This is a genomic window from Paraburkholderia sp. BR10872, assembly GCF_040965835.1.
Lineage (GTDB): Bacteria > Pseudomonadota > Gammaproteobacteria > Burkholderiales > Burkholderiaceae > Paraburkholderia > Paraburkholderia nodosa_A.
In genome coordinates this window covers 1-12,804 of record NZ_JBFRCN010000102.1, presented here as the reverse complement: position 1 = coordinate 12,804, position 12,804 = coordinate 1, and the positions used below count along the sequence as shown (strand labels likewise).

The 12,804-nt window shown below is 64.2% G+C and carries 14 protein-coding genes; 3 read left to right on the top strand and 11 right to left on the bottom strand.

What is annotated here, in order from left to right:
• Both AB4Y43_RS39480 and AB4Y43_RS39475 read right to left on the bottom strand, forming a co-directional pair.
• The coding region (locus tag AB4Y43_RS39480; RefSeq protein ID WP_368730214.1) for a LysR family transcriptional regulator at nt 1-138 on the bottom strand (138 nt) is incomplete at its 3' end.
• A gap of 16 nt (nt 139-154) precedes the next feature.
• Complete coding sequence (locus AB4Y43_RS39475) at nt 155-1,234, bottom strand: tartrate dehydrogenase (protein WP_368730212.1); 1,080 nt, start codon at nt 1,232-1,234, stop codon at nt 155-157.
• 253 nt (nt 1,235-1,487) lie between these two features.
• On the opposite strand from AB4Y43_RS39475, the gene AB4Y43_RS39470 reads away from it, so the two are divergent.
• Nucleotides 1,488-1,985, top strand: coding sequence for a GAF domain-containing protein (locus tag AB4Y43_RS39470; protein WP_368730211.1), 498 nt, complete (start codon nt 1,488-1,490; stop codon nt 1,983-1,985).
• A gap of 43 nt (nt 1,986-2,028) precedes the next feature.
• On the opposite strand, the gene AB4Y43_RS39465 is transcribed toward AB4Y43_RS39470, so the two are convergent.
• The 9 genes from AB4Y43_RS39465 to msuE form a co-directional block, all read right to left on the bottom strand.
• A complete protein-coding gene (locus AB4Y43_RS39465; protein ID WP_368730213.1) occupies nt 2,029-2,940 on the bottom strand; it encodes a LysR family transcriptional regulator in 912 nt (303 codons plus the stop codon).
• 150 nt (nt 2,941-3,090) lie between these two features.
• Nucleotides 3,091-4,011 carry an aldo/keto reductase family oxidoreductase gene (locus tag AB4Y43_RS39460; RefSeq protein WP_368730210.1) on the bottom strand — a complete coding sequence of 307 codons (921 nt, stop codon included), beginning with the start codon at nt 4,009-4,011 and terminating at the stop codon, nt 3,091-3,093.
• A gap of 175 nt (nt 4,012-4,186) precedes the next feature.
• Nucleotides 4,187-4,987 carry an ABC transporter ATP-binding protein gene (locus AB4Y43_RS39455; RefSeq protein WP_368730209.1) on the bottom strand — a complete coding sequence of 267 codons (801 nt, stop codon included), beginning with the start codon at nt 4,985-4,987 and terminating at the stop codon, nt 4,187-4,189.
• 1 nt (nt 4,988) lies between these two features.
• Nucleotides 4,989-6,353 carry an ABC transporter substrate-binding protein gene (locus AB4Y43_RS39450; protein ID WP_342947422.1) on the bottom strand — a complete coding sequence of 455 codons (1,365 nt, stop codon included), beginning with the start codon at nt 6,351-6,353 and terminating at the stop codon, nt 4,989-4,991.
• Nucleotides 6,354-6,407: 54 nt separating this feature from the next.
• The gene (locus tag AB4Y43_RS39445; protein WP_342947421.1) at nt 6,408-7,442 is read right to left on the bottom strand and encodes a branched-chain amino acid ABC transporter permease; all 1,035 of its coding nucleotides are present in this window, start codon (nt 7,440-7,442) and stop codon (nt 6,408-6,410) included.
• Nucleotides 7,443-7,452: 10 nt separating this feature from the next.
• On the bottom strand, nt 7,453-8,334 hold the full coding sequence (locus AB4Y43_RS39440; RefSeq protein WP_342947420.1) for a branched-chain amino acid ABC transporter permease: 882 nt from the start codon (nt 8,332-8,334) through the stop codon (nt 7,453-7,455).
• Nucleotides 8,335-8,345: 11 nt separating this feature from the next.
• Nucleotides 8,346-9,125, bottom strand: a complete 780-nt coding sequence (locus AB4Y43_RS39435) for an ABC transporter ATP-binding protein (protein WP_069268637.1) — start codon at nt 9,123-9,125, stop codon at nt 8,346-8,348.
• 99 nt (nt 9,126-9,224) lie between these two features.
• On the bottom strand, nt 9,225-10,328 hold the full coding sequence (sfnG, locus tag AB4Y43_RS39430; protein WP_342947419.1) for a dimethylsulfone monooxygenase SfnG: 1,104 nt from the start codon (nt 10,326-10,328) through the stop codon (nt 9,225-9,227).
• A 26-nt stretch (nt 10,329-10,354) separates the two neighbouring features.
• Nucleotides 10,355-10,924, bottom strand: a complete 570-nt coding sequence (msuE, locus tag AB4Y43_RS39425) for an FMN reductase (protein ID WP_342947418.1) — start codon at nt 10,922-10,924, stop codon at nt 10,355-10,357.
• Nucleotides 10,925-11,360: 436 nt separating this feature from the next.
• Between msuE and AB4Y43_RS39420 the strand changes: the two genes are divergently transcribed.
• On the top strand, nt 11,361-12,587 hold the full coding sequence (locus tag AB4Y43_RS39420; RefSeq protein WP_342947417.1) for an acyl-CoA dehydrogenase family protein: 1,227 nt from the start codon (nt 11,361-11,363) through the stop codon (nt 12,585-12,587).
• Nucleotides 12,584-12,804 (top strand): sigma 54-interacting transcriptional regulator (locus tag AB4Y43_RS39415; protein ID WP_368730208.1); only part of this gene is annotated, 221 nt, incomplete at its 3' end. The genes AB4Y43_RS39420 and AB4Y43_RS39415, both read left to right, overlap by 4 nt.

The window sequence follows — 12,804 nt, the reverse complement described above, 5'->3', positions numbered from 1 at the left end:
GCTCACATAGGCCGGCGACGCCGCAAGCGCTTCGGCCGCCGCGGTGAAGCTCGCTTTGCGCGCGACCATGCAGAACACGCGCAGGTCGTCGAGCTCCGGCGACGCGACAGATTTCGGCGCTTTCGGTGCGTCCGGCATAGGCGTCACCGCAGCGTCACAGCGCGGCGGCTACCGCTTCGCCCAGCGCAGTCGTGTTCGCCGTGCCGCCCATGTCGGGCGTGCGCGGGCCTTCCACCAGCACCTTCTCGATGGCCTGCATGATCGCGTCGTGCGCGGCCTTGTATTGCGCGTCGCCGTTGCCGAGGAAGTCGAGCATCATCGCGCCCGACCAGATCATCGCGATGGGGTTGGCGATCTGCTTGCCGAAGATGTCGGGCGCCGAGCCGTGCACCGGCTCGAACAGCGAGGGGAACTTGCGCTCGGGATTCAGATTGGCCGAAGCCGCCAGACCGATCGTGCCCGTGCATGCGGGGCCGAGGTCCGAAAGGATGTCGCCGAAGAGGTTCGAGGCGACGACCACGTCGAAGCGGTCCGGCTGCAGCACGAAACGCGCGCACAGAATGTCGATGTGCTGCTTGTCCCACTTCACGTCGGGATACGCCTCGCCCATCGCCGCCACGCGCTCGTCCCAGTACGGCATGCTGATCGAGATGCCGTTCGATTTGGTGGCTGCCGTGAGTTTCTTGCGGCCGCGCTGGTTTGCGAGTTCGAACGCGTACTTGAGAATGCGGTCCACGCCGTGGCGCGTGAACACCGACTCCTGCAGCACGAACTCGCGCTCGGTGCCTTCGAACATCTTGCCGCCCACCGAGCTGTACTCGCCCTCGGTGTTCTCGCGCACGACGAGAAAGTCGATGTCGCCGGGCTTGCGGTTGGCGAGCGGACACGGCACGCCGGGCAGCAGACGCACCGGGCGCAGGTTGACGTACTGGTCGAACTCGCGGCGGAACTTCAGCAGCGAGCCCCACAGGGAAATGTGATCGGGCACCTTGTCGGGCCAGCCGACCGCGCCGAAATAGATCGCGTCGAAACCCTTGAGCGTGGCGAACCAGTCGTCGGGCATCATCTTGCCGTGCTGCAGGTAGTAATCGCAGCTTGCCCAGTCGAAATGCGTGATTTCGAGGTTCAGGCCGAACTTCGCGGCCGCCGCCTCGACCACGCGCACGCCCTCGGGCATTACTTCCTGGCCGATACCGTCGCCGGCGATGGCGGCGATCTTGAATGTCTTGCTCATGTCGCGTTCTCCTTTTCTGTGTTGATTCTGTGCTGATGCGCCAGCATGCCCGAAAAACCGCCGGCAACCAGCCCCGCAGGCGTGGATAGATTCAACACGAAACGTGAATAATCGCACGAGGGCGCGCTACCGTCCATGGATGCGCCATATTCAGCGCCCGCCGATTTCCTGCCGATAGCCGATCTCGCCTAGAATCTCGTTTGGCTCCACCGCGCCTTTCGCTGGAACGGCGCATATCCAGATCGACCGACTTATGTTCTCGCTTTCCGACACCCTTCCCTCCGACAAACCCGCCCTCTACGAATCGCTGGCTGCGCAGGCGCGCTCGCTGCTCGAAGGCGAAACCGACGTCATCGCGAACGCCGCGAACTTCGCTTCGCTCGTGTTTCATTCGCTCGAAGGCCTGAACTGGGCGGGCTTTTACTCGTTCGACGGCACCGAGCTCGTGGTCGGTCCGTTCCAGGGCAAACCGGCGTGCGTGCGCATTCCCCTGGGCAAGGGCGTATGCGGCACGGCGGCGGCCACACGGCAAACGCAAGTGGTGCCCGATGTGCACGCGTTCGCGGGCCACATTGCGTGCGATTCGGCTTCGCAGTCGGAAATCGTCGTGCCCCTCGTCACGCCGGACGGCGAGCTGATCGGCGTATGGGACGTGGACAGTCCGCATCTCGCGCGCTTCGACGAAGAGGACGCGAAAGGCATGGAGTTGCTGTGCCGCACGTTCATCGAATACGGCATGAAGCGTCGCTGAGCGCTGTTGTTACGCGCCCTTATACTGGGCGCTCGACGCGTACTCAGGATGCCGAATCGTCTGACGCATTCGCCTTGACGAAGTCGACGAACGCGCGCAGCGGCGCCGGCAGGTGCCGCCGCCCAGGGTAGTAGAGAAACGGCCCCGGAAACGACACATCCCAGTCGTCGAGCAGGCGCATGAGCGCGCCGCTGCGGATATGCGGCAGCAACATCTCTTCGAACAGATACACGATGCCGACGCCGTCGAGCGCCATGTTGATCAGCAGGTCGAGCGCGGCGCCAGGACGCACGACGAGCACCGTGGGCGGGTCGAGGCGCAGCACTTCGCCGTCCCGCTCGAAATGCCAGAGCGGCATCGCGCCGCCCGCAAACTGCACGCGCAGGCAAGCGTGGTCGAGCAGTTCACGTGGATGTTCAGGCCGCCCCCGCGCCGCGAGATACGCGGGAGAAGCGACCGTCGCGAAGCGCTCCACGCGCGGACCGATGGGAATCGCGATCATGTCCTGCTCCAGCCGCTCGTCGTAGCGAATACCGGCGTCGCAGCCGATCTGCAGCACGTCGACGAAGCCGTCCTCCACCACCACCTCGACGCGGATCTCGGGATACTCGCGTTGGAACGGCGGGAGCACGCCCGGCAGGATGGTGCGCGCCGCGCTCGCGGGCACGTTGAGCTTGAGCGTGCCCGCCGGCTTTTGGCGGTAGCCGTTGAGCACGTCGAGCGCCGCTTCCATCTCGCTGAAAAGCGGCGTGATCGATTCGAGCAGACGCTGCCCCGCCTCGGTCGGCGCGACGCTGCGCGTGGTGCGGTTCAACAGGCGCAGCCCGAGCTTCGCCTCCAGCCTGCGCACCGCAGCACTCAGGCTCGACGCCGAAACGCCGCCCACGCGCGCCGCATCGCGAAAGCCGCCCGCGCGCGCCACCGAAACGAAAGCGGCCAGATCGTTCATTTCCATCGGCATGGTTCACCCCGCACTGTTCGATTTCCCGCACAGCCTGCGCTGATCAGATGGGATTATCGGACAATTCGAACGCGCCCATACATACAACGTTCCCGGCTACAGGCCACGCCGTAGACATTCTCCTGTGCGCCTGCGGCGATCGATTCATGCGATTGTCTTCTGCCCTTTACCAATCGCGTCCAGTTGCGCCAGTACCTCACCGGAGAGCTCAAGCGTCTGCGCTGTCATGTTCTCGCGTAGATGCGCCAGCGACGATGTCCCCGGAATCAAAAGAATATTTGGCGACCGGTGCAGAAGCCGCGCTAGCGCAACGGCCATCGGCGTGGCCTCGAGCATTCTTGCTATGTCTGACAGCGCTGAGGACTGAATCGGCGTGAAACCGCCCAGCGGGAAGAACGGCACATAGGCGACACCGCGTGCCGCCAGCGCATCGATCAACCCATCGTCGTCGCGGTGCACCAGGTTGTAGTGGTTCTGGACACAGACTATCGGTGCGATCTTTTCTGCATCGTCGATCTGCTTCGCTGTCGCGTTGGAGATGCCGATGTGGCGCACGAGCCCGCGCTCGCGCAGTGCGGCGAGCGCGTTCATTTCCCGTTCGACGGAGCCTTCGGCGGGCTTGTGGACGTCGCCCATGATGCGCAGATTGACCACGTCGAGCGTGTCGAGCCCCAGATTGCGCAGATTGTCGTGCACGGCGCGCTCGATGTCGGAGGGCTCCAGCGCGGGCAGCCAGGCGCCCGTGCCGTCGCGCACCGCGCCCACCTTGGTGACGATCGTGAGATCGTCGGCATAGGGATGGAGCGCCTCGCGGATGATCTGGTTCGTCACGTGCGGGCCATAGAAGTCGCTCGTGTCGAGATGGTTTACGCCGAGTGCGAGCGCCTCGCGCAGCACAGCCACGGCAGCCGCGCGGTCCTTCGGCGGGCCGAATACACCGGGGCCGGCAAGCTGCATGGCCCCGTAGCCCACACGGTTGACGGTGCGGCCGGCGAATGGGAACGTGCGCGCGGGTTGTGCGCGTTGTTGGGTCTGGGCGGGGGAATGGTTGGACGGCTGCGGCATGTCGTGCTCCTCGTGAACGGATGGCGCCAGTATGGGCGCTGCCGCGCTGTTCGATAATTCCCTCAGGTTCGCACGGGGTGTTCGAAATTTTGCACAATAAGATGACGGGCTATGGGAATTGAACGACACCCGAGCCGGGTACTTCTACGTTTCCACACCATCGCTTGGGCACATATCAGCCAGTCAAAGCCTGTCTCGCGCGCCCGGAGCGGCGCGCAATGTAATCGACGGCTGCGCCGCCAAGGTATGCGTCGTGCAGCACGTCGAGGCGCGCGAGCTCGGCTGCCGATCCGTGTGCAACCACGCGACCGCCTTCGAGTACATAGCCATGCTTTGCATAACGCAGCGCCATCGTCGCGTTCTGCTCCGCGAGCAGAAAACTGACCCCCTCGTCGCGGTTGAGCGCCGCGACAATCTCGAAGATTTCCTCCACGACCATAGGCGCGAGCCCCATTGAAGGCTCGTCGAGCAGCACGAGCGAAGGACGCGCCATCAGCGCACGGCCGATCGCCACCATCTGCTGCTCGCCACCCGACGTCAATCCCGCCAGCGACTGGCGCTTGACCTTCAGACGCGGAAAGATCCCGTAGATCCGCTCGAGATGGGCCTCGATCTCAGCCCGTCGCGGCCGCCTGGCGAACGATCCGATCCGCAGGTTTTCCTCGACTGACAGGTGCGCAAAGCAGCGCCGCCCTTCAAGCACCTGGACAAGTCCGCGCTCGACCAGTGTCCACGGCTCGACGCGCGCGACATCGTCGCCGCGATAGACGATGCGACCGCCCGTCAGTTCGCCGCGCTCCGCGCGTACGAGGTTCGAGATCGCCCTGAGCGTGGTCGTCTTGCCCGCGCCGTTGCCGCCGAGCAGCGCGACGATCTCGCCCTCGGGCACCGCCAGCGACACCCCGCGCAAGGCGGGGATGATCTGGCTATAGGTCACGGCGATCTCGTCGACCTGCAGGATCGGAGTGCCCGTCATGTTAGAGGTCCTTGCTGCAATCGCGTGGCGTAATGCCCTTTTCCTTCGCGTACGACAGCGCCGACTTCTCGATGATCGGACGTAGCAGCTCGCGGTCCGCCTGCACCCAGTTGCTGATCACGTTCCATTTCCGGCCGTCCCATTGCTGGAAGCGCACGGCACCGCCGCCTTCGTGGTCCGCGCAGGTCAATTTGAGCGGCTGCACGAGGCCGAGTGCGCCGAGTTGCTTGAGGCGCGCATCGTCCAGATCCAGATGCTCGAAGCCCCAGCGCACCTGCTCGCCCGTGAGCGGCTTGTTGCCGAACTTGCGCTGCGCAACGCGCACCGCCTCGACGTTGAGAATACCGTTCACCACGCCCAGGTTGTAGTAGACGGTGCCAAAGCGCGCCGGGTCCTTGAGGTTGCCGTTGCCGGGCTTCACCACGTACTGGTTGATCGCCTGCAGCACCGGGTAGTCCGTGCCCGAGGGGTGCGTCGTGATCGAGATGAAGCCCTTTGCCGCATCACCTGCGGGCCGGACGTCTTCCTCGGAGTTGCTCCAGATGTTGCCGATGATGTGATCGACCGGATAGCCGACCTTCTGCGCGGTCTTGATCGCTACTGGATTCATCACACCCCAGCCGCGCAGGATCACCCAGTCGGGATTGATCTGGTGAATCTTCAGCCACTGCGAACCCTGTTCGTTGCCAGGATGCGGCACTTCGATCTGGGTCACGTCGAAGCCATATTTCTTCGCGAGCAGATCGACCACCGGAATCGTTTCGCGGCCGTACGGCGAACCGTGATATAGCACGACAATCTTCTTGCCCTTGAGCGCGGCGAGACCGCCCGAGCGCTGCCCGATGTAGTTGACGATCGCGGAGACCTCGCTGTACGGATTCAGCTGCAGCGGGAACACATAGGGAAACACTGCGCCGTCAGTCGAATCGGTGCGGCCGTGGTTGATCGTGATGAGCGGAATCTTGTCGGCCGTCGAACGGTCGAGCGTCGCGTAAGCGATACCGACCGACAACGGGTTCGTGGCCGCGGTCGGCGCACCGTCGGGGCCGCCGCTCTTCAGGCGCTCATAGCATTCGACGCCCTTCTCCACCACGTACTCGGTCTCGCACTCCTTCCATACGAGCTTGACGCCGTTCACGCCGCCGTCACGCGCGTTGATCAACTGGAGATAGTCGATGAAGCCGCCGAAGAAGCCGCTGCCACCGGCTGCGTAGGGGCCGACCCGGTAGCTTTGCAGCGGAAAATACTCCTCACCCGCCGCATGCACCTGAGGCAACGCGCCAACGGTGAGCGCAAGCGCGGCCACGAAAGCCGAGGACCACTGTCGCCACTTGGCGCGAGAGGGACGAATATCATTATTTCGCATAACAAAATATTCCTTGAACGATAAAAGAAACAATAAGGCGGGGAGATTAACGGCTCAGGATTGCTTCGGCCGACGTTGACGGACGATCTGCACGAGTCTCGCGAGGCCTTCCGGTTCCTTGATCAGAAAGACGATGATCAGCGTGCCGAAGACGATCTTCTGCAGGTTCTGCACCTGGTCTGCGCCGATGCCCGCGTGGGCCAGCGCGCCAGCCGCGTTCGAAAGCAGGATCGGCAGTAAAACGATGAAGGCGGCGCCAAGAAAGTTGCCCGAAATGCTGCTCATGCCGCCAATGATGATGATGAACAGCACCTGGAACGAAAGATTCAGGTTGAAGCCGTCCGGCTCGATCGTGCCGAGATACGCGAAGGCCCACAGCGCGCCGGCGATGCCGAGCACGAAGGAACTCAGCGCGAAGGCCAGCAGCTTGCTGCGCCCCACCGGGATGCCGATCACGCGCGCGGCGGCTTCCATGTCGCGTACAGCCATCCAGCGCCGGCCAAGTTCGCTGCGCACGAGGCTCGCGCCGAATGCGAACAGCAAGGTCGCGACGCCGAGCACGAACAGGTAGCGCGATACCGGCGTGTCGATGCGCCAGCGACCGATCGCGAGCTGCGGCGCGCTCAACACGCCGGACGTGTCGTAGTTCGAGAACCACCCCACGCGCGTGAACAGCCAGACCACGAAGAACTGGGCGGCCAGCGTCGAGACGATCAGGTAGAAGCCCTTGATACGCAGGCTCGGCAGTCCGAACAGCACGCCGGCCGCGGCGCTGACCAGGCCGCCGAGCAGCAGGGCGACCGGCAGCGGCAACGCAGGCACACGTACGAGCAGGTTGTAGGTCGCATAGGCGCCGATCGACATGAATGCGGCCGAACCGAGCGACAACTGCCCCGCATAGCCGGTCAGGAAGTTCAGTCCGAGTCCGGCCACGGACAGGATCAGAAACGGCACGAGGATCGCGTTCAGCCAGTAGTCGTTCGCCGCGAGCGGCACGCCGGCAAACGCGACGAGCGCGCCCGCAAGCGGCACCGCCAGCCGGCGCAGGTTCAGCCGGCGCGGTTCGGCGAGGGGACGGGTCAATTCCATCAAGGTTTCCTCAAATGCGCTCGACGGCCGCCTCGCCGAACAGGCCGGACGGGCGCGCGAGCAGGAACAGCATTGCAAGCAGATAGGGGAACCAGTTCTCGATGCCGTCGCCGATCACGCTCCCGACATAAACCTCGGCCAGCTTCTCCGTTGCGCCGACCAGCAACCCGCCGACGATCGCGCCGCCGATCGACGAGAAGCCGCCGATGATCAGCACCGGCAGAGCCTTGAGCACGACGAGCGAGAGCGAGAACTGCACGCCGAGCCGCGCGCCCCAGAGCAGACCCGCAACGAGGCTGACGAAGCCAGCCAGTGCCCAGACGATGGCCCAGACGCGCGGCAGCCGCACGCCGACCGCGAAGGCGGCGAGCGGATCGTCGGCCACGGCCCGCAGCGACAGGCCAAAACGCGAGCGCTTCGCGAGCTGCGACAGCGCAAGCACCAGCACGCCCGCCGTGGCGGCCGCGAACAGGTCGAAGCGGCTCACCATTACGCCGCCCAGATGCAGCGGCCGGTCGTCGATGCCGAGATCGAGCCCGTGCACCTGCGCGCCCCAGAACAGCTGCGCCGCGCCTTCGAGAATCAGGCTCAGACCGAGGGTGGCCATGAACAGCACGATCGGCGCGCGGTTGACGAGCGGGCGCAGCACGAAGCGGCCGGTTGCGATCGCGATCAGTACGAGCGCGGCGAGCGTCGCCCCGAACGACAGCCACGGGTTCCAGCCGCGCTCAACGAGGCTCACGTAAGTCAGCGCACCGAACAGCACGAGCGAGCCCTGCGCGAAGTTGAAGATGCCCGACGCCTTGTAGATCAGCACGAAGCCGATCGCGACCAGCGAATACATCACGCCGGCCAGCAGTCCGCCCACCAGCACCTCGAAAAAGAATTGCATTGCGCACCCTCTCAATGACGTGTGCCGAGATAGGCCGCCAGCACATCCGGGTTCGTGCGGACTTCGTTGGGCCTGCCGTCGGCAATCTTTTTTCCGTAGTCGAGCACGACCACGTGATCGGACAAGCCCATCACCACGCCGATGTCGTGCTCGATCAGCACGACCGTGACGCCCAGATGCTCGTTGGCATCGAGCACGTACCCGGCCATCGCGTGCTTCTCCTCGGTATTCATGCCGGCCATGGGCTCGTCGAGCAGCAGCAGGCGTGGTTCGGCAGCGAGCGCACGCGCCAGCTCGACCCGCTTCTGTAACCCGTAGGACAGGGTGCCCACCACGCTGTCGCGCCAGGGCTGCAGATCCAGTGCTTCGATCACGCGCTCAGCGCGCTCGCGCTGCAAGGCTTCATCCCGTGCGGCACGGCCAACGTGCAGTGTCTGCTCGAGCCATGTACTACGGCGATGCAGGTTGCGCCCGGCCAGCACGTTGTCGAACACGCTCATGCGCCGGAACAGCGCGAGGTTCTGGAACGTGCGTGCGATGCCGCGATGCGCGGCGTCGTGCGCGTCCATGCGCCGGTAAGCATGGCCGTCGAAGCGCAGCGTGCCATGCTGCGGACGATAGACGCCGTTGATCACGTTCAGCAGCGAACTCTTGCCCGCGCCGTTCGGGCCGATCAACGCACAGATCTCGCCTGCCGCGACTTCGAAACTGATATCGGTAATGGCCTTGACGCCCCCGAACGACACGGAAATGCCGTCGAGCGCGAGCAGGGCCGTCGAGGCTTGCGTCATGCTGATTCACCCCTTGGGGTGCCGTTTCCCAGTTGTGTTCTTCTGTTTCGTGCGGGCGGGTCTGCTCGCGCGCCCGGCCCCGCCCCGCCGCCGCTTGCGTCAGGCGGCCTGCTTTTCGCGCTGCGCCTCGAGCTCGCGCACGAGCGGCAGCACCTTCTGGCCGAAATACTCGACTTCCTCGATGAAATGCAGGAAGCCGGTCAGCACCAGGTCGACCCCGATCGACTTCAGTTCGACGATACGTTCGGCGATCTGCTGCGGCGTGCCGATCAGGTTCGTGCGGAAGCCGTCGTTGTACTGAACGAGATCCTCGAAGGTCGACTTGGCCCAGTTGCCCTCGCCTTCCGGCGACGCCTTGCCCGCCTCCTTGACCGCATCGCCGAACGCGTGCACCGCCTCGACGTGCGCATGCCTGATGATGTCGTCGAGCACGGCCTTCGCTTCCTCTTCGGTATCGCGCGCGATCACGAAGGCATTGACGCCGATACGCACCTGGTGATTGTTCTGCGCCGCCTTCGCACGGATATCGTCGATCTGGGCCTTGAGATTCTCGGGCGTGTTGCCGTTCGTGAAATACCAGTCCGATACGCTCGCCGCGTTGTCGCGCGCCGCGCGCGAGCTGCCGCCCTGGAAAATCTCGGGATGGGGCTTCTGCACCGGCTTCGGACTCAACGTGTAGTTGTTGAAGCGGTAGAAGTCGCCCTTGAACGTGAAGTTGTCCTCGGTCCAGATGCCCTTGAGCGCGCGGATGAACTCGTTCGAGCGGCGGTAACGCTCGTCGTGCTCGAGCCACGGTTCACCGATCGCGGTGAACTCGCCCTTGAACCAGCCGCTCACGACGTTGATCGCGATGCGGCCGTTCGAGATGTGGTCGATGGTGGCGATCTGCTTGGCGACCACTGCCGGATGCCACGGACCAGGCAGGATCGCTGCGAGCACCTTGAGCTTGGTGGTCGACTGCAGCAGCGCCTGGCTAAACGAGACCGACTCGTGCTGATACTCCGCGCCGTAGCCGGCCGTGAAGCGAATCTGGCTCAGAGCATATTCAAAGCCCGCACGCTCGGCGGTCTGCGCAAGACGCTGGTTGTACTCGAGGCTCCAGTCGGTGCGCTGCTCGATCGTGCTGACGACAAGGCCGCCGCTCACGTTGGGCACCCAGTAGGCGAACTTGACGGCATCTCTGGTTTGGGAAGTCTGGCTCATTGAAGATTCCTTGAATGACTTTGGATTCAAACGGCGAGCGCCGCAGTGACGTTTTCCGCACGCGCACCGACGTACGGTGCCGCACGCTCTACAGCGAGTGCGATACGAGCGCGCAACGCGTCGCTTGCGATCTCGTAGCGATCGAAATCGCTTTCGGAGGCGTAGACGCCGATCGGCAGCGTGTGCGCCTGGAAGAAGCTGAAGAGCGGCCGCAACTGGTGATCGATCACGAGCGCATGACGCTCGCTGCCGCCCGTGGCGGCCAGCACCACCGGAACATCGATCAGCGCCTCGTGGTGCACGAGATCGAACAGATGCTTGAAGAGGCCGGTATAGGAGGCGCGATACACCGGACTTGCCGCAATCACGAGGTCGGCTGTCTCGATCGCCCGGATGTGTTCTTCGATATCCGCCGGCACCTGCGCACGCGTAAGCGCACCGGAGAGCCGTCCGGCGATCTCGCCGAGATCGATCACGCGGATTTCGACAGGCAGCGCGGCTTCCAGCGCGGACAGCAGCGACTGCACCAGCGCCAGCGTGCGCGACGGCCGCTGCAAGCTGCCCGACACGGCCACGATCTTGTGTTTCTTGCTCATGAGGATTCCTTCGTGAATCGGGACGTGCCTGATCGGTCCCGTCATGAGCTAAAGGCAAGGACTGTGCCAAATCGCGCGAACTGGCTACTTACAGCTGAACAGCTGACATAGCAGCAGTTTTCGTCATCGAGCGGCTTACCAGAAGGGGAAATGCACCTGATAAGCACATCCCGGCAGCACTCGGATCGATATGCCGACATGTGATGACGCACCGGCAACAGCGCTGCTTCTTCGTTGCTTCCCACGCAGCAGCACTGGTTCGTCACATGAATGGAAGTACTTAAGACGCATGGGTTCGCGTCTCGATGCTGCTAGCGCAGCAGCCTGATTAGGTTATGAGAAATCCTTGCTTCTCTCGAGTGCCAAAACCTTGAACACTGTGCTGATCCTGCAGCACGCATGCGCGTGCAGTGCTGCTTCACCCGATCACACTGCAATGGCATCCACTTCCCTATCGTTGCCGCTGGCCGACGCGCCGGAGGACATCCGGCCCATCCCGCAGGTCGAATCGCCATTGAGCGTCGCCCGGCGTCTTGCTGAACGCTTTGCGCGGACCGCAGCTGAGCGCGACGCGCGCGGCGGCACACCGAAGGCGGAACGCGACGCGCTGCGTGCGAGCGGCCTGCTCGCACTGAGCATCCCTGCGGTACATGGCGGCCTCGGTGCGGACTGGCGCACGACTCTCGACGTCGTGCGCGTGCTCGCGCGCGCCGACAGTTCACTCGCGCACGTGTTCGGATTCCATCACCTGATGCTGGCCACGGCCCGCCTGTTCGGCTCGCGGGAGCAATGGCAGGCGCTGTTCGAACAGACCTCGCGGCACCGGTGGTTCTGGGGCAATGCGCTCAATCCGCTCGACGAACGCACACTTGCGCATCCGCGCGGAGCGTGGCTCGAATTCAGCGGGCAAAAGAGCTTCTGCTCGGGCGCGCTCGACTCGGAAATGCTGATCGTCTCCGCGCGCCACGCCGAAACGCGTGCGTTTCTCGTAGCCGCCGTGCCAACCCAGCGAAGCGGCATCGCGATTGCAGACGACTGGAATAATTTCGGCCAACGCCAGACCGACAGCGGTTCGGTGACGTTCGAACGGGTCCGTGTCGAGCATCACGAGATCCTTTCGGACCCAGGACCGCTCTCGTCGCCGTTTGCATGTCTGAGGCCACTCATTGCGCAACTGATCCTGACGAACATCTATCTCGGCATTGCCGAGGCCGCGTTCGAGGACGCCCGTCACTACACCCTGAACGAAGCACGGCCCTGGCCCGCCGCGAAGGTCGCGAGCACCGGCGAGGACCCGTACATCCTGAGCCAGTACGGCGAGTTCTGGCTCGGACTGGAATCCGCCCGCGCGCTCGCGGACCGGGCCGCTGCAGGACTGGACAAGGCATGGTCGCGCGACACCGGCCTCACGGCGACCGAACGCGGCGAGGTGGCGCTGGCCATTGCCAGCGCGAAGGTCGTGGCCGCACAAACAGGCCTCGACATCTGTACGCGCATGTTCGATGTCGCCGGCGCCCGCGCGACCCATGGAGAGCTTCGGCTCGACCGCCACTGGCGCAACCTGCGCACCCATACGCTACACGATCCGCTCGCCTACAAGATCCGCGAGATCGGCGAATGGGCGCTCAACCGAACCTATCCTACGCCGAGCTTCTACTCATGAACCAACCGCTCTCCCACGCATGGCCCGATGATGCCGAAGCCAACGGCGATGTTTCTGTCCTCACGCTGCCGCACAGGCATTCGCTGACCACCTCGATCCGTGCACGCGCGCAGGTCTTCGTCGATCCCCGCTCGATCGAACTGCTTGAGCGGATCCAGCTGGTCGCGCCCAGCGACGCAAATATCCTGATCATCGGCGAGACCGGCACGGGCAAGGA

Excerpts from the sequence above, each read along its gene's own strand:
- AB4Y43_RS39475 (WP_368730212.1), bottom strand. The coding sequence starts at position 1,234 with ATGAGCAAGACATTCAAGATCGCCGCCATCGCCGGCGACGGTATCGGC.
- AB4Y43_RS39445 (WP_342947421.1), bottom strand. The coding sequence starts at position 7,442 with ATGGAATTGACCCGTCCCCTCGCCGAACCGCGCCGGCTGAACCTGCGC.
- sfnG (WP_342947419.1), bottom strand. The coding sequence starts at position 10,328 with ATGAGCCAGACTTCCCAAACCAGAGATGCCGTCAAGTTCGCCTACTGG.
- AB4Y43_RS39470 (WP_368730211.1), top strand. The coding sequence starts at position 1,488 with ATGTTCTCGCTTTCCGACACCCTTCCCTCCGACAAACCCGCCCTCTAC.
- AB4Y43_RS39460 (WP_368730210.1), bottom strand. The coding sequence starts at position 4,011 with ATGCCGCAGCCGTCCAACCATTCCCCCGCCCAGACCCAACAACGCGCA.
- AB4Y43_RS39455 (WP_368730209.1), bottom strand. The coding sequence starts at position 4,987 with ATGACGGGCACTCCGATCCTGCAGGTCGACGAGATCGCCGTGACCTAT.
- AB4Y43_RS39465 (WP_368730213.1), bottom strand. The coding sequence starts at position 2,940 with ATGGAAATGAACGATCTGGCCGCTTTCGTTTCGGTGGCGCGCGCGGGC.
- AB4Y43_RS39435 (WP_069268637.1), bottom strand. The coding sequence starts at position 9,125 with ATGACGCAAGCCTCGACGGCCCTGCTCGCGCTCGACGGCATTTCCGTG.
- msuE (WP_342947418.1), bottom strand. The coding sequence starts at position 10,924 with ATGAGCAAGAAACACAAGATCGTGGCCGTGTCGGGCAGCTTGCAGCGG.
- AB4Y43_RS39420 (WP_342947417.1), top strand. The coding sequence starts at position 11,361 with ATGGCATCCACTTCCCTATCGTTGCCGCTGGCCGACGCGCCGGAGGAC.
- AB4Y43_RS39440 (WP_342947420.1), bottom strand. The coding sequence starts at position 8,334 with ATGCAATTCTTTTTCGAGGTGCTGGTGGGCGGACTGCTGGCCGGCGTG.
- AB4Y43_RS39450 (WP_342947422.1), bottom strand. The coding sequence starts at position 6,353 with ATGCGAAATAATGATATTCGTCCCTCTCGCGCCAAGTGGCGACAGTGG.